This is a genomic window from Prochlorococcus sp. MIT 1303 (assembly GCF_001631965.1).
In the GTDB taxonomy this organism is placed as follows: Bacteria; Cyanobacteriota; Cyanobacteriia; order PCC-6307; family Cyanobiaceae; genus Prochlorococcus; species Prochlorococcus marinus_D.
Genome location: NZ_LVHK01000032.1, coordinates 43,521 through 60,416, shown reverse-complemented (window position 1 = coordinate 60,416; position 16,896 = coordinate 43,521). Strand labels below are relative to the sequence as shown.

Annotated in this window: 21 protein-coding genes; 11 read left to right on the top strand and 10 right to left on the bottom strand. The window is 52.6% G+C overall.

Translation table 11 applies throughout. The features are described 5' to 3' along the window. Positions 1-300 precede the first annotated feature (300 nt). Together PMIT1303_RS02715 and PMIT1303_RS02710 are read left to right on the top strand one after the other, a co-directional pair. The gene (locus PMIT1303_RS02715) at positions 301-1,698 is read left to right on the top strand and encodes a DEAD/DEAH box helicase (RefSeq protein ID WP_369818696.1); all 1,398 of its coding nucleotides are present in this window, start codon (positions 301-303) and stop codon (positions 1,696-1,698) included. A 94-nt stretch (positions 1,699-1,792) separates the two neighbouring features. Further along, complete coding sequence (locus PMIT1303_RS02710; protein ID WP_063397408.1) at positions 1,793-2,041, top strand: hypothetical protein; 249 nt, start codon at positions 1,793-1,795, stop codon at positions 2,039-2,041. Between the two features lie 348 nt (positions 2,042-2,389). On the opposite strand, the gene infA is transcribed toward PMIT1303_RS02710, so the two are convergent. Continuing rightward, complete coding sequence (gene infA / locus PMIT1303_RS02705; RefSeq protein WP_006041809.1) at positions 2,390-2,659, bottom strand: translation initiation factor IF-1; 270 nt, start codon at positions 2,657-2,659, stop codon at positions 2,390-2,392. Between the two features lie 268 nt (positions 2,660-2,927). On the opposite strand from infA, the gene PMIT1303_RS02700 reads away from it, so the two are divergent. Then, positions 2,928-3,539 (top strand): pseudouridine synthase, encoded by a 612-nt coding sequence (locus tag PMIT1303_RS02700; RefSeq protein ID WP_231901256.1) that lies wholly within the window; start codon positions 2,928-2,930, stop codon positions 3,537-3,539. Here PMIT1303_RS02700 and PMIT1303_RS02695 read toward each other — a convergent pair. From PMIT1303_RS02695 to PMIT1303_RS02675, 5 genes are all read right to left on the bottom strand, one after another. Beyond that, positions 3,508-4,311 (bottom strand): methyltransferase domain-containing protein, encoded by an 804-nt coding sequence (locus PMIT1303_RS02695; protein WP_063397395.1) that lies wholly within the window; start codon positions 4,309-4,311, stop codon positions 3,508-3,510. The two genes, PMIT1303_RS02700 and PMIT1303_RS02695, sit on opposite strands and share 32 nt — an antisense overlap. Positions 4,312-4,393: 82 nt before the next feature. Continuing rightward, positions 4,394-4,609 carry a hypothetical protein gene (locus tag PMIT1303_RS02690; protein WP_063397407.1) on the bottom strand — a complete coding sequence of 72 codons (216 nt, stop codon included), beginning with the start codon at positions 4,607-4,609 and terminating at the stop codon, positions 4,394-4,396. Positions 4,610-4,683: 74 nt separating this feature from the next. After that, the gene (locus tag PMIT1303_RS02685) at positions 4,684-5,646 is read right to left on the bottom strand and encodes an NmrA family NAD(P)-binding protein (RefSeq protein WP_063397394.1); all 963 of its coding nucleotides are present in this window, start codon (positions 5,644-5,646) and stop codon (positions 4,684-4,686) included. 55 nt (positions 5,647-5,701) lie between these two features. Continuing rightward, complete coding sequence (gene petM, locus PMIT1303_RS02680; RefSeq protein WP_011130544.1) at positions 5,702-5,800, bottom strand: cytochrome b6-f complex subunit PetM; 99 nt, start codon at positions 5,798-5,800, stop codon at positions 5,702-5,704. 28 nt (positions 5,801-5,828) lie between these two features. After that, positions 5,829-7,103, bottom strand: a complete 1,275-nt coding sequence (locus PMIT1303_RS02675) for a N2,N2-dimethylguanosine tRNA methyltransferase (RefSeq protein ID WP_063397405.1) — start codon at positions 7,101-7,103, stop codon at positions 5,829-5,831. On the opposite strand from PMIT1303_RS02675, the gene PMIT1303_RS02670 reads away from it, so the two are divergent. Beyond that, a complete protein-coding gene (locus PMIT1303_RS02670) occupies positions 7,017-8,024 on the top strand; it encodes an alpha/beta fold hydrolase (protein WP_082824424.1) in 1,008 nt (335 codons plus the stop codon). The genes PMIT1303_RS02675 and PMIT1303_RS02670 overlap by 87 nt on opposite strands. After that, positions 8,021-8,551 (top strand): acetolactate synthase small subunit, encoded by a 531-nt coding sequence (ilvN, locus tag PMIT1303_RS02665; protein ID WP_011130547.1) that lies wholly within the window; start codon positions 8,021-8,023, stop codon positions 8,549-8,551. The genes PMIT1303_RS02670 and ilvN overlap by 4 nt, the downstream gene beginning before the upstream one ends. Positions 8,552-8,576: 25 nt before the next feature. Here ilvN and PMIT1303_RS02660 read toward each other — a convergent pair whose 3' ends face one another. Both PMIT1303_RS02660 and PMIT1303_RS02655 read right to left on the bottom strand, forming a co-directional pair. Further along, positions 8,577-9,281, bottom strand: a complete 705-nt coding sequence (locus PMIT1303_RS02660; RefSeq protein WP_063397393.1) for a peptidylprolyl isomerase — start codon at positions 9,279-9,281, stop codon at positions 8,577-8,579. A gap of 3 nt (positions 9,282-9,284) precedes the next feature. After that, positions 9,285-9,860, bottom strand: a complete 576-nt coding sequence (locus PMIT1303_RS02655) for a photosystem I assembly protein Ycf4 (protein WP_011825507.1) — start codon at positions 9,858-9,860, stop codon at positions 9,285-9,287. A 191-nt stretch (positions 9,861-10,051) separates the two neighbouring features. Here PMIT1303_RS02655 and psbD point away from each other — a divergent pair, with 191 nt between their 5' ends. Both psbD and psbC read left to right on the top strand, forming a co-directional pair. Continuing rightward, positions 10,052-11,107, top strand: a complete 1,056-nt coding sequence (gene psbD / locus PMIT1303_RS02645) for a photosystem II D2 protein (photosystem q(a) protein) (protein WP_041374731.1) — start codon at positions 10,052-10,054, stop codon at positions 11,105-11,107. Beyond that, the gene (gene psbC, locus PMIT1303_RS02640; protein WP_063397391.1) at positions 11,091-12,485 is read left to right on the top strand and encodes a photosystem II reaction center protein CP43; all 1,395 of its coding nucleotides are present in this window, start codon (positions 11,091-11,093) and stop codon (positions 12,483-12,485) included. The genes psbD and psbC overlap by 17 nt, the downstream gene beginning before the upstream one ends. 232 nt (positions 12,486-12,717) lie before the next feature. On the opposite strand, the gene PMIT1303_RS02635 is transcribed toward psbC, so the two are convergent. After that, positions 12,718-13,278: a nucleoside triphosphate pyrophosphatase gene (locus PMIT1303_RS02635; RefSeq protein WP_063397390.1), complete on the bottom strand. Its 561-nt coding sequence runs from the start codon at positions 13,276-13,278 to the stop codon at positions 12,718-12,720. Between the two features lie 62 nt (positions 13,279-13,340). On the opposite strand from PMIT1303_RS02635, the gene PMIT1303_RS02630 reads away from it, so the two are divergent. The 3 genes from PMIT1303_RS02630 to PMIT1303_RS02620 are packed head-to-tail and all read left to right on the top strand — an operon-like array spanning position 13,341 to position 15,486. Further along, the gene (locus tag PMIT1303_RS02630) at positions 13,341-13,727 is read left to right on the top strand and encodes an Npun_F0494 family protein (RefSeq protein WP_231901254.1); all 387 of its coding nucleotides are present in this window, start codon (positions 13,341-13,343) and stop codon (positions 13,725-13,727) included. Positions 13,728-13,738: 11 nt separating this feature from the next. Then, a complete protein-coding gene (locus tag PMIT1303_RS02625) occupies positions 13,739-15,244 on the top strand; it encodes a cobyric acid synthase (RefSeq protein ID WP_063397404.1) in 1,506 nt (501 codons plus the stop codon). Beyond that, complete coding sequence (locus PMIT1303_RS02620) at positions 15,241-15,486, top strand: 2Fe-2S iron-sulfur cluster-binding protein (protein ID WP_011825497.1); 246 nt, start codon at positions 15,241-15,243, stop codon at positions 15,484-15,486. The genes PMIT1303_RS02625 and PMIT1303_RS02620 overlap by 4 nt, the downstream gene beginning before the upstream one ends. A 178-nt stretch (positions 15,487-15,664) precedes the next feature. Here PMIT1303_RS02620 and PMIT1303_RS13245 read toward each other — a convergent pair whose 3' ends face one another. Next, positions 15,665-15,817: a hypothetical protein gene (locus PMIT1303_RS13245; protein WP_156486885.1), complete on the bottom strand. Its 153-nt coding sequence runs from the start codon at positions 15,815-15,817 to the stop codon at positions 15,665-15,667. 229 nt (positions 15,818-16,046) lie between these two features. On the opposite strand from PMIT1303_RS13245, the gene PMIT1303_RS02615 reads away from it, so the two are divergent. Then, the gene (locus PMIT1303_RS02615; RefSeq protein WP_063397389.1) at positions 16,047-16,847 is read left to right on the top strand and encodes a class I SAM-dependent methyltransferase; all 801 of its coding nucleotides are present in this window, start codon (positions 16,047-16,049) and stop codon (positions 16,845-16,847) included. Positions 16,848-16,896: the final 49 nt, after the last annotated feature.

Sequence of the window (16,896 nt, the reverse complement as noted above, 5' to 3'; positions counted from 1 at the left end):
GAGAGGGCCAAGGCCTGAAGCTTCAGGCCTTGGCGATGGAGCCAGCGTGCTCTCAGGATCAGCGGATCAATGTCACATTCATTGAGCCAGCACTGCTCCAAGCTGCGGCGTTGCTGAAAAATAAACTGTGATGAATGGCGGCGTTTGGCCATGGTGCCAGGGGGCCGAAAACCCCAGAAGCTCTTGGCTGGAAGCTAAAGATGCCAGCAGCGAAAGAAATGGTTAGAAAGACCTATCTTCTAGTGCAATGCCATCTCCAAGCCTTCCTTTGAACTGCTGGGAGAGTCCTGCCAGCCCAAAATCCGACCCCGCATTTGGCAGCAACAGCTGATTCAGCTGCTGCGTCGCAGACTGTCTCCACAGGCAATCCAAGGGCGAGATGTGCTTGTGCATGCTGGTCCAGGTGCAGGTAAAACCCTCGGCGCCCTCCTCAGCTTCGAGGCCATGCAAAGAGGGGGAGGTTTAACGCGATTCATAGTTTTTTGCCACCGCAACTCGATCCTCAATCAATGGCACCAAGCATCTAAGCAACTAGGACTCAACTTGCAGGACTGGGAAGCCTGCCCAGAACAACCCGAGATCCTCAAGCAAGCAGACGGCTGGGCAGTGACCTATCAAGGTGCCGGTCTTCAGTTAGAGACCCTGATAGCAGAACTAAAAGACTGGGCCGGTGACGGCTTACTCGCTATTGCCGATGAAGCCCACCACCTCGGGATGAATCCAGATGAACCTCAAGGCCCAGCCTGGGGACGCACCTTTCTTGCTCTCACTGGCAGCAGCAAAATACGGCTTGGCCTGACTGGCACGCCCTTCCGCGCCGACAATCTGGCCTTCTGTGCAGCCCGACGGGTGCGCGTGGAAGCCGAGGGAGCTCTGGTGGAGCAGATCAGCCCAGATCTCTGCGTGGAACCTAGTGAGCTGATTCATGCTGGAGATGTGCGCCCACTCGAATTCCGCTTCCAGGACGGCTGGGTGGAACACAGCCGTCCTGGACAGCCCGATCGAGATGTCTCCCCCCTCTCTGCTGAAGTGCGTGAAAGCTGGCGAGCACGCAATCTGCGTAGGGCTATTCGGATCTCAGACTCAAGCAGCATTGCCTTGCAACTGTTACTACGGGCACGACGTCAACTTGAGAAGGTACGTCGCCACCATCACGATGCCGCAGGCCTTGTGATCGCTAGAGATATCGAACACGCAGCTGGCATCGCCCAGCTCCTGCAAGAAGAAGGCGATCGTGTCGAGCTGGTGCATTCCCAAGACCGTGATGCCAGTGCTCGCCTAGCAGCTTTCCAAACAAGCAAAGCCGACTGGTTAGTAAGCATCGACATGTGTGCCGAGGGATTCGATGCCCCAAGACTTCGCGTGGTTGCTTATCTCACAACGGTGGTAACGCGCAGCCGATTCATACAGGGAATCACTCGCGCTGTAAGGATCTCCACAGCAAGAGCATCGTTAGAGCCGGTACCTCGTCACCCTTCCTATGTCTTTGCACCTGCAGATCCCTTACTGATGGGCCATGCCCGAAGCTGGTCGAAGACAGAGCCATATCTCATCAGAGACAGCGAAGCGAAAGCAGAGGAAAACACAACGATAGGTCACTGGCGAGGTCCAAGCCTGCCACTCGAAGCAGTCAACGATGGAGCAGGTGCTGTCATCCGACTACGCACACCAAATCTGCCCAGTTTTTTGCAGCGTTGACGACAACTTTTCCAAAAGAAAAATGCGACGTTCTATAAAATCAAAACAAATACAGACCACTTACATGCAATTCTCTGGCCAATGGGGACCAATCATGAACACAGCTATTCGACGACGTATAAGCGTTTCAACGTGTTGGGCATCCGCCAGAATCGCTTTACTAGACAGCAAAGAGAGCTACGAAGACAGTTACGCCATCACCCAAGAATTCCGCGAGTGGATCACATGTCCAGGTGGACATCACGAACTACTTGAGGCCTCAGCCCTTGTGGTGCCGAACCTTCCTAACAAAAGCCATTCCTACGACAAAACAAGCGACGCAGACGAGGCCCTAGAGATCTAAGCAAATTTAACCAGGGATTTCTGCTGACTTGAAATATTTTACACGCAGAAGTCAAGCCGTCAGAGAACCAATAAAAGCCTCAACTCACGAGAGTAAGATTATCAATTCTCAGAGATTATTACTGGAATTGTTCTCACCAATAATATCATCACCTGGGCTATTTAATTGATCAAGGCAACAACCAATTCTTTAGAACAAAATTGGAATCAAGCAGTAAATATTTTTCTGCCAGTAAGAAACAGTTTGTATCGTCATCAAATGAAAGCTTAATTGGCAAAGCCTAACAAAGCAGCAGTGTCAATCCTTATCAAGGATTCAAGCCCAGCCCATCTATTCTTATGAAGCTGATTAACGTCGTCGAGGGCCACCCGGGCGATTTCCACCTGGACGCCCCCCTGGGGCTCCAGCATTTCGCTCTCGATAAGTGATCCTGCCTCGAGTGAGGTCATAGGGACTGATCTCCACCAGCACCTTGTCACCAGCGAGCAATTTGATGCGGAACTTTGTGAGCTTGCCGGCGGCACGACATAAACACTGATGACCGGCAGGCTGCTCAAGGGTGACCAGATAGAACCCGTTACCTTGTTCCTTCTCAATCACACCCGAGGTTTCGATCATGCGGTTGTGCCGTGGCTCATTGGTTAAATCGGAGTTTAGGTTGCAGCCCCCTGCAAACACGGCAGAGTCAAACAGTCTCTAGGGCCGATTGTCATTTCGCCACGCTCCATGATGGTCCACCGTTAAGACTCAGGCTTAAAGGATGACTCATCTCTATTGAAGCAATCAAGCGCTAACGATCCCTACAACGATCTATCTATGCTGACACTGCTCGCGTCTACTGACTGATCAGCTGACCACCCAAGCAGACGACTTCACGACCCTTCTGTTGAACAAGCCCTACGGCGTCCTAAGCCAGTTCACCCCAGAACCAGGCAGCCAGTGGAGGTGCTTAGCAGACTTGATCCCAATACCTAGGGTGTATGCGGCAGGCCGCCTAGATGCTGACAGTGAAGGCCTATTGGTTCTCACTGCCCATGGGCGCCTGCAGCATCGACTCACCAATCCCCATTTGAGCCACTGGCGGGTTTATTGGGTGCAAGTAGAAGGTTCTCCTAGTGAAACTCAATTACAAAAACTTGCCTCAGGAGTGATCATTCAGGGAAAGAGAACCCGTCCTGCCCTAGTGAACTGGCTGAAGGGAAAAGCTGCTCCGATCGTGAGAGAGCGTGACCCACCCATCCGTGTGCGACAAAGCATCCCCACTAGCTGGCTTGAATTGAAGTTAAAAGAAGGGAGAAACAGACAGGTTCGACGGATGACAGCAGCAGTGGGGCTGCCAACCCTTCGGTTGATCCGTCATCGCATCGAGCTTATGGATGGTGAGCCACCCCTCAGCATTGAAGGGCTGGATCCTGGCCAATGGAGGCAGGTCTCATCAAGAGAGACCCACCTCCTGCTGTCCCTCCTCAATCGTCCGGCAGCTGACCCACAAGCGTGACGGCGCGAAATTCAATTTCTTCAACCACCTGCCAGGGTTGATCAGAACGATCGGCATAGCTCACCTTCTCAAAGCCCAAAGCACGAAAATCCTCCAGGAAGGCCTCTTCCTGCCAGGCCCCACTAATGCAGCCACTCCAAAGTTCCGGATCCTGCTGAAGAGCAAGGGGTACTGGCTTATCACAGACGATATCGCTAACAGCAAGCCGTCCACCTGGCCGCAAAACCCTGCGAATGTTGGCCAACAGATTCTGACGATCTGCAGGATTCACCAAATTGAGCACACAGTTACTCAACACCACATCAATCGACCGATCGGCAATAAGCGGAGCTCCATCAACCTGAGGGGCTTCAAGCGCTTCGATAGCGCCCTCCACAAAGCGCACATTGGCAAAGCCAATCCGCTCCGCCACAACTGGTGCGGCCTGACGAGCCAGGTTGAGCATCTCAACATTGCGATCCACCCCAATCACGGCACCCGCCGAACCGATCAGCTGGGCACAAATGAAGGCGTTCTTGCCACTGCCACTGCCAAGATCAAGCACAGTGTCACCAGGCTTAACCCAGCGAGTTGGGTCACCGCAGCCGTAATCGCGCTCCACAACTTCACGAGGGATGGCCTGAAGCAGGCTGAGATCGAAAGCCACCGGGGTACACAAACAAGCTTCCTGGGCATGCGCTGCAGCTCCATAGCGCTCCTCTACAGCCTGCGTCTGATCTAACGCATCAGCTCCAGGGTCTGAAGCAGAGGGACTACAGCAGCTACTGCTCATGAAAAAAGCCCTTCAAGAAAGATCAATCCATTGTGGTCGGCAGGGAAAGAATCGGTGGCTAAAACTGCATGACCCAAGGGCATTAGCCCAAGGCCTCCAGCAGCTCATTCACTGTCTTCAGCTGGCCGTAGTAGTAATTGGCCCTAGCCCGGCGCTCAGCATCCTCGAGGCCGTCAAAGGCATCGAATCCAAGGTTGCGCCAAAGCTCATGCCCACAAGCCCGATCGAGCTCCTGAGTAGCCTCACAAGACAAATTGTCTAGTCGGCGCTGCAGGTTTTTAACTTGAACAACAGACATGCCAGCAGGAGCAAAACAGACATGCAAATAGTACAAATAAACCATCCTCGCGCCAGTGTTGGATGGAAGATCCCTTAAAAAGGCAGCTTTTTCCTGCTTTCCTCGTCGAGATCTGCCTCCATCTCACGCAGACGTTTGAGGATCGTGTCGTAGTACTCGGAGATATAACTCTCAAGAGGGGTGGTTTCCGACGGATCCAAGCCAAAGCAGGAATAGGTGTCATCCATCGGTGCATCCAAAGCAATTCCCCCTCCAGTGACCTCTGCAAAAGCAAGCCTTTCAGCCATATTCACTGACTGTTCAAAGAATGAGACCACTCTCTGGCTCAATCCGATCAGAAAAGGTGACACACGAATCACCTTGGCTGTTTTACTGCTGGACTTTTCGCAAAATTGCACAATTTCTTCGGAGGTCCAAGCCTTCGGACCCACGACAGGAAAGCTGCGGCGGATCGTTTCAGGACGCTCCAAAGCAGCCACAGCAAAACGTGCGACGTCTTGGGTATTCATGTATGCAACTGCTGTAGGCGTTTCACTCACCCAAACCGTCTGGTTTTCAAGAACAGGTATGGCGATTTGACCGATCAACCCCTGCATAAAGGCCACACCCTGCAAAATCGTGTAATCGAATGACGAATCTGCCAACAGCCTCTCGGTGCAGAATTTGATGTCCATCAGTGGCACGTTGAGATGCTTCTCAGCTGCCAATAAAGAAAGAAAGACGTAGCGCTTCACTCCTGCTGTCTCGCAAGCCCTCAGCAGATTGAGCTTTCCATCCCAATCGGTTGTGTAGACACTCGCAGAATCATCGGGACGGCTTGTGGCCGCATCAATGACCGCATCGACGCCATCAAGAGCGTAATCAATACTCCCCGGATCAAGCAGATCGCCGCAGGTGAGCTCGCAACCCCACTCCTGCAGGAAAGCCCCTTTACGAGGTTTACGGACCATGCAGCGGACCTGATGGCCAGCATCAATGGCACGACGAGCTATCTGCCGCCCAAGGGTGCCAGTTCCACCAACCACCAGAACCTGCATAGGGCCCTTCAATACAAGCAAGGAGCCTATATCGAGCGACTCCAGTCTGCGAACTTCAGTCCCCCTGAAGCTTCAACAAGAGAGCACCACCTGCAAGACCAACTGGGATCAAGACCCAGAAGACGGCAGCAATCCCGAAAATCTCCGAAGCCATGAATGGGCATGTGAATCACGCACACCATTTAACGCCCTTCCTGACACATCTCGTGGCAAATCCGCAAAAGCTCGGTCACTGTCGCATCGGTTCGTAGTTGTCCTGCCATAACGGCACTGCCGCAAGCCTCATAGCCAGCAGAACGCAAAGCCTTGACCAATGCCAAAACAGACGGCGGGCCAGACAAAGCCAGACGCTTGGCCAGTTCAGCTGTGGACCAGCAAAAGACCGGCAAGCCGATATCAGACTGCAAGCGATGCAACAGCCGAAGTGTGGCGGATGCGATCGGAACGATCGACTGTTCTGCTAACACCAACAAATCGGCCAACACATCTGGCGACTGAAGGGGGCCCAGCCAAAGGGGACCGCTCACCGCCCAGCGACCACCTCCTTGAGAACACATACACTCTGACCATCCCTGCAGGGAAAGCAGTGGTTGGGCAAGCTGAGCACCACAAGCCTCACAGCGAGCTAAAAGCCCAAGCCGGCTCTCCTCACCGGCAGCAAGTCGACGCTTGATCCTTACCGCAACACGAAAAGTACGACCTTCACTAAAGCTGACCAGGGGCTCCAAACCACGCCCTAGCAGCCAAGCATGTCGTGCAAGAACCCCAAGCTGCAGCCTCAAGGCGATCTCCCAGCTGGCTGGATGCACCCGAGCCGCAGCAGCCAAACTGCGAATTGCCCCTGGCCGGTCATGGCCTGTGGGAGAGCGACCATCACTGCTTGCAAGCAGCAACAACCCCTCAGAAGCCAGAACCTGCAACACAGGTTGCAGAAACGCATTCGGACAACCAAAACAATCGAGATCAATCAGATCAAAACGACACTGATCGAGGTAGGCACGGCTCAGCAGGACCTCAGCGGGCTGATGAAAAAGCTTTAGCGAGATTTGCTCTGGGCGCAGAGGGGACAGATTCCTCTCCAAAAGAGAAGCGCGCTCAAGATCGGCATCATTCACCCACAGCTCTGGCAGCGGCTCTACTCCTGACGCCAACAATGAGGGTTTAACAGCCTCCAACCCCCAGCGCAAAGCACGAATACCGCAACCAGCCATAAGGTCCAACCAGCGCAAAGCAGGCGAAAACTTCTCTCTCCTCTGCTGCTGAAAAGCAGCCAATAAAACCGAAAGATCACGGGAAGGGCGAGACGCTGGGCGGAAGAAACCACCTCCTGGCTCCAAAACGACTGAGCCTTCGCGATAGTGGGTGGTGGGTTGGTTCAAGCCGCTTTGTTTGCAACTGACTTCCAGACTGCCGAGCGGGCCATTCAAGAGACAGGTGCTGACTGGGGCGAATCCCATGATTGGTATTGGCAAGGCCTACGTTGTCACTGGCGTGTACTGGGAGCAGAGGATGCACGTCCACTCGTGCTCATCCACGGATTCGGTGCCAGCAGCGCTCATTGGCGACACAATGCTGCACCCCTAAAAGCGGCAGGATTCCGCATCTACAGCCTTGATCTGATCGGTTTTGGAGCCTCAGCCCAGCCAGGACTGAAACAATTTCGACGCCTCGACAATCGACTGTGGGGCAAACAATTAGCAGCCTTTCTTGAGCAGATTGTCCAGGCCAGCCCCTCTCAACAAGCAGTACTAATAGGCAATTCCCTAGGAGCACTAACGGCTCTCACCACAGCCGCATTCCGCCCAGACCTTGTTGGAGCTGTGGTAGCAGCTCCATTAGCGGATCCTGCATTGGTTGAACCATTGAGCTTCCGCCCCACCCGCTGGTGGCGCCGGTTGAAGCACAAGTTGATCACAATCATCTTCCGCCTCTTGCCTCTTGAACTGATTGTTCCTCTCATCGCACGAACGCCACTCCTTAAAGCAGCTCTTCAGATGGGCTACCACCACTCCATCCAGTTAGACCATGAGCTACTACACCTGATTGCCCAACCTGCAAGGCGACCCTCGGCAGCTCGCGCCCTACGAGCGATGTGCGTTGGCATGACACTGCGGCCAGTTGGCTGCACAGCTCCTCGCTTACTAAAACGCCTGGCTAGCAGGCCCGATCGCCCCCCCATATTGCTTCTCTGGGGACGAGAGGACCGTTTTGTGCCATTAAAAATTGGCCATCGACTGCAGCATCAATACCCATGGATCACTCTTTCAGTGCTTGATGAAACAGGCCATTGCCCCCATGACGAATCCACTCAGGCTTTTGATCAAGCCGTGTTCAGCTGGCTGAACCTTAATTTAGGGAATGATCAACAACGGGCATGAAGCACACCCTTTCAGTGCTAGTCGAAGACGAATCCGGAGCTCTAAGCCGGATCGCAGGACTTTTTGCACGCCGTGGTTTCAACATCGACAGCCTTGCGGTGGGCCCAGCCGAAACGCCTGGACAATCTCGACTCACGATGGTTGTAGAGGGAGACGATCATGCCCTTCAACAGATGAGCAAACAGCTCGACAAACTCGTCAACGTCCTGCAGGTGCTTGATCTAACCAGGCAACCTGCAGTCGAACGAGAACTCATGCTGCTCAAAGTTTCCGCACCCGCTCACCAGCGCAGCTCCATTTTCGATCTCGTTCAGGTCTTCCGAGCGAAAGTGGTTGATGTGGCCGATGGCGCGCTTACCCTTGAGGTGGTGGGAGACCCAGGCAAGCTAGTGGCGCTCGAAAGCTTGCTGACCCCTTACGGGATCATCGAAATCGCCCGTACCGGCAAGGTCGCTCTGGTAAGGGCCTCAGGGGTCAACACCGAACTCTTAAAGGTCTCTCCGAGCGGCAGCCGAATACCGGCCTAAGTGATTGGCAATGCATTAAGGGTTTTTATTTCGCCATTACCAGGCTGGCTTTAAAAATACGATCACCCTGCTGAATCGAATCCACCACCTCCAACCCCTTGATCACCCTGCCGAAAACGGCATAACGGCCATCAAGTTCGGGTAAAGGGCGCAAAGCAATGTAAAACTGAGCACTGGCTGAATCCGGCGCCGGAGAACGAGCCATCGCCAAAGCCCCTTTCTTATGAGTCAATTGCAATTGCAGCAACTCTCTGGGGTTGGTGATCAACTTTCCATAGCGAGGCTGGTCATCTGTTTTCAACTTCACTTCAAAGGGAATGAAGCGGGCCTGAGCACTGGCGGGATCGATGAAACTACCCTTCCCGTAATTGGTCTTGAGCGTTTTAGGGTCCTTTGAAGCAGGATCACCACCCTGAACAACAAAGGAAACGGGCTCTTTCACGACCCGATGAAAAACGGTGCCGTTATAGACACCACGTTTAACAAGATCGACAAAATTACCTGCGGTAACAGGAGCAGCATCACCATCCACCTCAAGGGTGATTGCGCCTCGATTTGTACTCATGAGCACATTTGCTTTGCCCTGCAAGCAGGGGCTAGTCAGCGAGGAACAAACCGCCTTGATCGATGCCGTAGTGGACTTGCTGCAGCCAACCAATAAGGGCACACAAAGCAGTATTCCCCAGATGTCTTGACGCCGAATCAAACGCGCAAGAGATGAGAGCAACACAATTCAGAGCCCTTCAAGATTCACGTCAAGAAAACGCGCTAGCTCAGCACCATCCTGTTCTAACTGTGCGAGGGGGAGAGGCTGACCGACGCGGGTAAGAGTGATGTCTCGCCGACCTTGAACCCGCAAGGACAAGCGGCGAAGGGGATTGAAACCATCACGTACCTCAACCTTGACGGCTTTGACATCCTTGAGGGGGAACTCCGCGCTGATCAGCTTGAAATATCCGCGACGGCAAATTTTCACCATCCCGGAAGCCTTGTCAAAGTTGTTGCTACCTGCACCCAAATTGATGTTGATCATCGCCCAGAGATAGCTCGCAAGCAGCAAACCTGCGATGCCATACAGACCCATCACCAAGCCCTGAGGCACGAATAGGAGAGACGAAGGACTGCCGATGGGAAGAAGATCTCGCCCCAAATAACTAGACAGACAGGTCAGTGTGAAGCCAAGGCCGCCGATTGTGACGATGACGGCCAAGAGCTGGTTGGAGAGACGTCGAAAACCGAGAACCGATTGCTCAAGCCGCTCTAGAGAAGCATCTCCGGCCTTAGGGGTTTCCTGGAGATCAGCTGACATGACTACCCAATATGAATCTCCATTCTGGACTGCTACAGCCCACAACGGGCAGATTTGAAGCAAGCCAAAGGAGCAACACCACTACAAGGGGTTTCAGCTCAAGGCAACTCACTCCCAAAGGCCCCTTGGGGATTGTTAAAGTCTTTGGGTATCCCACAGCTTGCGGCAGAACCGCACCGTTTTTTTTTCCCATGACGATCGCTGTAGGACGCGCGCCTCAGCGGGGATGGTTTGACGTCCTCGATGATTGGCTCAAGCGCGACCGCTTCGTTTTTGTTGGCTGGTCCGGCCTTCTCTTGTTCCCTACGGCCTACTTGGCCCTAGGAGGCTGGTTTACCGGCACCACATTCGTTACCTCCTGGTACACCCACGGCATTGCAAGTTCCTATCTGGAAGGCTGCAATTTCCTTAGCGCCGCTGTAAGCACCCCCGCAGATGCGATGGGTCATAGCTTGCTGCTGCTATGGGGCCCTGAAGCTCAGGGTGATTTCGTGCGCTGGTGTCAGCTCGGTGGCCTCTGGACCTTCGTAGCCCTTCACGGCTCCTTCGCTCTGATCGGCTTCATGCTGAGACAGTTCGAGATTGCCCGTTTGGTTGGCATCCGCCCCTACAACGCACTTGCCTTCTCAGGCCCAGTCGTTGTCTTCTTGGCGTGTTTCCTTATTTACCCCCTAGGACAACACAGCTGGTTCTTTGCTCCCTCGTTTGGGGTTGCAGCAATCTTCCGCTTCATTCTCTTCTTGCAGGGCTTCCATAACTGGACTCTGAATCCCTTTCACATGATGGGAGTAGCAGGAATCCTCGGTGGAGCCTTGCTTTGTGGCATCCATGGCGCAACGGTGCAGAACACCTTGTTCGAGGATGGCGCTATGTCAAACACCTTTAAAGGGTTTGATCCCACCCAGGAAGAAGAGACCTATTCAATGGTCACCGCCAACCGTTTCTGGAGCCAGATTTTCGGAATCGCCTTCTCCAACAAACGCTGGCTGCACTTCTTCATGCTGTTCGTGCCTGTCATGGGCATGTGGACGCCTTCAGTTGGCATCGTTGGCTTAGCAGTCAACCTTCGTGCCTACGACTTCGTGTCGCAGGAAGTACGCGCCGCTGAAGACCCCGAATTCGAGACCTTCTACACCAAGAACGTTCTTCTTAACGAAGGTATCCGAGCCTGGATGTCCGTTGCGGACCAACCTCACGAAAACTTTGTATTCCCTGAAGAGGTAATGCCACGTGGAAACGCCCTTTAAATCTTCCATACTGCAGAATGCCGGGGGATACAGCCTTGAATCCACCGGTTATGCATGGTGGGCAGGTAATGCCCGGTTCATCAACCTTTCTGGACGCCTACTTGGCGCCCACGTTGCCCATGCAGGTCTGATGACTTTCTGGGCAGGAGCCATGATCCTGTTCGAAGTCAGTCACTTCACCTTCGACAAGCCAATTTTCGAACAAGGCCTGATCTGCATGCCACATGTGGCAGCGCTTGGTTATGGCGTTGGCACAGGTGGCGAAATCGTAGACATCTACCCGTTCTTCCATTGCGGGGTGATGCACTTAATCATCTCTGCTGTGTTCGGCTTAGGTGGGGTCTATCACGCCTTGGTCGGCCCTGAAAAACTGCAGGATTACAGCTCTCCATTTTTCAGGCTTGATTGGAAAGACAAAAATCAGATGACCAACATTCTTGGTTACAACCTGATTTTTCTAGGCTGGGGAGCTCTTGCTCTTGTCCTCAAGGCCTGCTTCTTTGGCGGCATCTATGACACCTGGGCTCCAGGTGGTGGCGACGTGAGATTAATCACCAGCCCCACACTTGATCCCGGCGTGATCTTTGGATACGTGTTCAGTTCTCCTTGGGGAGGTACCGGTTGGATCACTGGTGTCAACTCAATGGAAGACCTCATTGGCGGCCACATTTACGTTGCTGCTCTTCTATTCGTTGGCGGCCATTTCCACATTGCCACCAAGCCATGGGGATGGGTTCGTAGAGCCTTCATCTGGAACGGAGAGGCCTACCTCAGCTACGCCCTTGCTGGCCTGAGCTGTTGTGGTTTCATTGCCACGGCCTACATATGGTTCAACGTCACCGCCTATCCATCAGAGTTCTACGGTCCATCGAACGCCGAAGCCTCTCAAGCCCAGAGCTTCACCTTCCTTGTTCGTGACCAACGCCTTGGAGCAAATATTGGTACTGCCATGGGGCCAACTGGCCTTGGTAAGTACCTGATGCGTTCTCCCACTGGTGAAATCATCTTTGGTGGAGAAACGATGCGCTTCTGGGACTTCCGTGGTCCGTGGTTAGAACCACTGCGTGGCCCTAACGGCCTGAGCCTTGAAAAGCTTCAGAACGATGTTCAGCCATGGCAAGTACGTCGTGCTGCTGAATACATGACCCACGCCCCCAACGCCTCCATCAATTCAGTAGGTGGAATCATCACCGAGCCCAACTCGGTTAACTTCGTGAACCTTCGCCAGTGGTTAGCTGGTCATGCGTTCTTCCTAGCTTGGTTCACCATCGTGGGGCACTGGTTCCACGCTGGTCGCGCCAGGGCTGTTGCAGCAGGGTTTGAAAAAGGCATCGATCGTAAGACCGAACCAGCCTTGTCAATGCCTGATCTCGACTGATTCTCAACATCAAGCATCGATCTTGTTAATCGGGAAAACCTTCAACCCTCGCCATTGCGGCGAGGGTTTTTTTCTTGCAGCCAAAGCACATCAAAAAAAACAGCGCAACAATCACATGCTCAATAAAGCCTTAAAAGCAACAACTTGCCTCAAAAAAATGCAGCAATGATCAACCTTAACAATTAAAAAATTAGCGCCAAGCTTTCAACAACTCACCATCAGTTAATCCAACTTATTCATTAATAACTAGCAACCAGCGCCGCAACAGGGGCAAACTCAAGCCAATCACATTGCTAAAACAACCCTCAATGCGCTCCACCATCAAGCCACCCTGCCCCTCAAGAGCAAAGCCACCCGCGCATAACAATGGTTCACCAGTAGCCACATAAGCCTCGATCTCAGAATCACTCAAGGCAGCAAACAGCACACGTGTCGTGACTGTTTCGCTGAGGCGCTCACCATTAACACTGAGCAAACAGTGACCGGTATGCAAAAGCCCCCAAGCCCCAGCCATTCGCTGCCAACGGCTACTGGCTTCCACCGCCGTGGCTGGCTTGCCAAACACTGTGCCATCAAACTCCAACACTGAATCGCAGCCAAGCACCGGCATAGCCGCCTTAATTTGTTGATGCACCACCCCAGCCTTCGCCTCCGCTAAATGCTGGACAAGCCGCACTGGATCAAGATGGTGGATAGTCTCTTCATCAACCCCACTCACCATCACTTGATGGGGAATCGCGGCCTGTTGAAGCAGTCGACGGCGGGCTGGAGAAGCCGAGGCAAGCATCAACACAATTACAGCAGCGAGAACAAGTTCTTAGGCTGCCATTAATGGTCGACCTTGCCTCCGTTGCCATGACAAGCGAGATGGAATTGCTTGACATGCGCAGCAAAAAACGTGCTGCCCAAGCCATGCGTTGTCTTCGGTTTGACACCAGGTTTTATACCGATGCCCAAGCAACAGGGCTCAATGCTGAGAGCGTTTGGCAGCAAGCCCGGCAATACTGCTTGCCTGGATGCAGCTGGTTTCAGCGTGCTGATGCTGTTGAAGCCGATTTTCGCTGGTTAATTACCGTTGGTGTGTTGCGCCGTGAAGTCGATGGGCAGGGGTTGACAGCGAAAATCCGTCTAACCCCCTTGGGCCGCCAGCTACTTGAACAGTCACCAGGGTTACCAACACAACGAGCTGGGATTTTCGAAAGACTGCAACACAATCTGCGTCGACTTTGGCCCAGACAATGAGCACCGATGGGATGTCGACCCCCCTGATGGTGTTAGGCACATCCAGTGGAGCTGGTAAATCATTAATGTCGGCCGCTCTCTGCAGGCTGCTGCTTCGGCGAGGCGAAACTCCCATACCCTTCAAAGGGCAAAACATGAGCAACAACGCCTGGGTTGATGAGAGCGGCGGAGAGATGGCCTATTCACAAGCCCTGCAAGCTTGGGCAGCAGGACTCAAGCCCCAATGCGCCATGAACCCTGTGCTGCTCAAACCCCAGGGAAACAGCACCAGTGAAGTCATCCATCTAGGTCAAAGCGTTGGCACGGCGCGTGCCGAGACCTACTACGAGCAATGGTTCCGTCCTGGATGGAGCGTCATCCGTGAGGCGCTAAAAGACCTTCAGTGCTCTTACACCCATGGCCGGCTTGTCTTGGAAGGTGCAGGCAGCCCAGTGGAAGTCAACCTGCAACGGCGAGACCTCACCAACCTGCGATTGGCTCAGTTCCTGCGTGCCCGCTGTTTGCTCGTTGCAGATATCGAACGCGGTGGTGTTTTTGCCCAGATCATTGGAACCCTGTCTTTACTGAAGCCGGTAGAAAAGCAATTGATACGCGGGCTACTCATCAATCGTTTCCGTGGCCGACGCGAACTTTTTGAGGAAGGGCGCGATTGGCTAGAAGCCGAAACCGGTATTCCCGTCATCGGTGTAATGCCATGGCTGGAAGAGCTCTTCCCGCCCGAAGACTCCCTTGATCTACTGGAGAGAAGAAGCAAAAAAAATGATGCCGAGATCGAAATCGCTGTCTTGAAATTGCCATCCCTAAGTAATTTTTCCGATCTCGATCCATTAGAAGCAGAACCCACAGTTCAGCTGCGATGGGTGGAACCCGGCACATTCCTCGGGACACCAGATGCTGTCATCATTCCCGGCAGCAAGCAGACACTGCGCGATCTAAATTCGCTAAACCGCAGTGGTTTAGGGCGTCAGTTGCAAACCTACGCCCAAAGCGGCGGGCATGTGTTTGGCATCTGTGGCGGCATGCAAATGCTTGGGCGAACTCTGGCAGATCCACTAGGTCTGGAAGGCGTCACAACAACAGACCCATCAAGCAGCATGGCAGGACTCAATCTGCTGCCTCTAGATACCGTTTTCAAACGCAGTAAGGCTCTAAAACAATGCCAAAGGATCACCCAGTGGCCAGACAATGCCAAGGTGAAGGGGTTTGAATTACACCATGGCAATAGCCAACTCATTCAAGGGAGCCATGAGTCTGTCCTACCTATGGCTGACGATCCCTCAATGGGTTGGGTCAGTAAAAATGAGAGCTGCGGCCAAGTCGCGGGAACTTACCTGCACGGGATTTTCGAGAATGGTCGCTGGCGAAGGCTGTGGCTCAATCTGATAAGGAAGCAAAAGGGCTTAGCAGACTTGCCGACCGATATATCCCACCATGAGCAACAAAGAGAACAACTACTCAATCGTCTCGCCGATGTTTTCGAAGAACATGTCAACATCAACCCACTGCTGGGAACATGACGATCTCTAAGATTGAGATTCAGTGGCCCAATGGCACAAGCTCCCTTACAGAACCAGGGCTTGATTGGCTCCAGGTTGCTCGAGACGCAGGGATCATCATTCCCACAGGTTGCTTACAAGGGAGCTGTGGTGCTTGTGAGATTGAAGTAAATGGAGAAGTGGTGCGAGCCTGCATCGCCATCGTTCCCAGAGCGAAGTCATGCCAACTCAAGGTGGAGTTCGCCGATGATCCTTTCTGGTGATCTATCGCAGAGCTATCAATCCTTTTAAATAACATTTGCCTTACAGCTTTTGCAGGAAGCAACGGGGGGTTAGCACTGATGACTTTCTCCGCTGAGAAACAAATGCCGCGACTAATAGCCGGCGAGCAGCCATCAATGCCTGCTCTACTGATTATTTCTGATGCAAGCCAATTCCTACTCATGGTTTTTTGCCTAGAGAAAGCCTGGCTTGGTGGCCACTTTGAAAGCAATTCTCTCTAGTTGTGACATCGGCATTGCCTACATCGACTCCTGCCATGTCTAGGCCTCCAAGCTTGCTGGCATGGCGACGTTGTAGGAGGCATCCCCTCAAGCCTGCTTAAGCCAACTCTTGTCGGATTGAATACTTGGTAAACACTTTTACAAGGGCATCGAGCAGCCGCTCTACTTTTGAGCCTGCTGATCAGCAAGCTGCGCTGTACATAGCTTCTCCTTCCTCAAGCATCTCTTGATGACTCTGATTCCATGAAAGATCAACAGCTCGCTAAAGTGATTGCAACAAACAAAAGAACGTACTTCCTGGAGTAGACGCCTCAGCGCATGTGGTTAATTGCTTTAGAGCAAAATATACCAACATTAGCCTCGACAACTTTGCACATTTATGGGTCACCAAACCAGCTGAGAAGCTTGCGAATCGATACCTTAAAGAGGTAGGTGAATCCGAAGATATTGCCCACTGCCTCAGGCATCGATTTTTTCTAGAAAAGCTTCGAGAGTTTCACATTCAAGCAACAAATAGAGTGTTTATCAATATTGGCGCCGGGTTCACCAATTACCCCTATCTAATCAACACTCCCATAGCATCCTGCGAAGTAGACAAGCCCAACCTGATCAAGTCAAAGCAGCAAAGAATACAGAAGCTTCAATCCTCTCAGCAGCTCCCAGAAAGAGACATCCTATTCCTCTGTACAACAGACCTCAATAACAGCAGCGAAAACAAAAAACTATTCGACTCATTAAGCCAATGGATAGGGTCACGCCAATCATTTATTCTCATGGAAGGGCTTTTATACTGGCTTTCGCAAGACTCAGTCAATTCACTTTTTAAACATCTACAGCAAACACAAATAGCCGGAAGCCTTCTCGCACTGAATGCATTCAAGCCAAGCGAAACTTCTAAGGCAATGTTTCAAAGGCTAAGGAAATTCAGCGAGAAAGGCTACGGGATAGGACACTTTTCTCCCAATACACTCAGCGAAACATTCCACGAGAATCTCTTAGGCTACAAATTGATCGATCAAGCAAATTACATCGGCCTCTCAAAGCAACTTGACGAAGTCAAAGAGCTTGTCGACAAAGACTCAGTCCTAGAAGAGGATTGCTATTTGTTACGTAAGCTATAGAGTGAAGCAGGAAAAGATAATCAGTTTTATATGTAATAAACAGGCAAGA

Bases quoted from the DNA above. Each gene is read 5' to 3' on its own strand.
- PMIT1303_RS02710 (WP_063397408.1), top strand. From the start codon at position 1,793: ATGAACACAGCTATTCGACGACGTATAAGCGTTTCAACGTGTTGGGCA.
- infA (WP_006041809.1), bottom strand. From the start codon at position 2,659: ATGATCGAAACCTCGGGTGTGATTGAGAAGGAACAAGGTAACGGGTTC.
- PMIT1303_RS02695 (WP_063397395.1), bottom strand. From the start codon at position 4,311: ATGAGCAGTAGCTGCTGTAGTCCCTCTGCTTCAGACCCTGGAGCTGAT.
- PMIT1303_RS02690 (WP_063397407.1), bottom strand. From the start codon at position 4,609: ATGTCTGTTGTTCAAGTTAAAAACCTGCAGCGCCGACTAGACAATTTG.
- PMIT1303_RS02685 (WP_063397394.1), bottom strand. From the start codon at position 5,646: ATGCAGGTTCTGGTGGTTGGTGGAACTGGCACCCTTGGGCGGCAGATA.
- petM (WP_011130544.1), bottom strand. From the start codon at position 5,800: ATGGCTTCGGAGATTTTCGGGATTGCTGCCGTCTTCTGGGTCTTGATC.
- PMIT1303_RS02675 (WP_063397405.1), bottom strand. From the start codon at position 7,103: ATGGGATTCGCCCCAGTCAGCACCTGTCTCTTGAATGGCCCGCTCGGC.
- ilvN (WP_011130547.1), top strand. From the start codon at position 8,021: ATGAAGCACACCCTTTCAGTGCTAGTCGAAGACGAATCCGGAGCTCTA.
- PMIT1303_RS02655 (WP_011825507.1), bottom strand. From the start codon at position 9,860: ATGTCAGCTGATCTCCAGGAAACCCCTAAGGCCGGAGATGCTTCTCTA.
- psbD (WP_041374731.1), top strand. From the start codon at position 10,052: ATGACGATCGCTGTAGGACGCGCGCCTCAGCGGGGATGGTTTGACGTC.
- PMIT1303_RS02630 (WP_231901254.1), top strand. From the start codon at position 13,341: ATGACAAGCGAGATGGAATTGCTTGACATGCGCAGCAAAAAACGTGCT.
- PMIT1303_RS02625 (WP_063397404.1), top strand. From the start codon at position 13,739: ATGTCGACCCCCCTGATGGTGTTAGGCACATCCAGTGGAGCTGGTAAA.
- PMIT1303_RS02620 (WP_011825497.1), top strand. From the start codon at position 15,241: ATGACGATCTCTAAGATTGAGATTCAGTGGCCCAATGGCACAAGCTCC.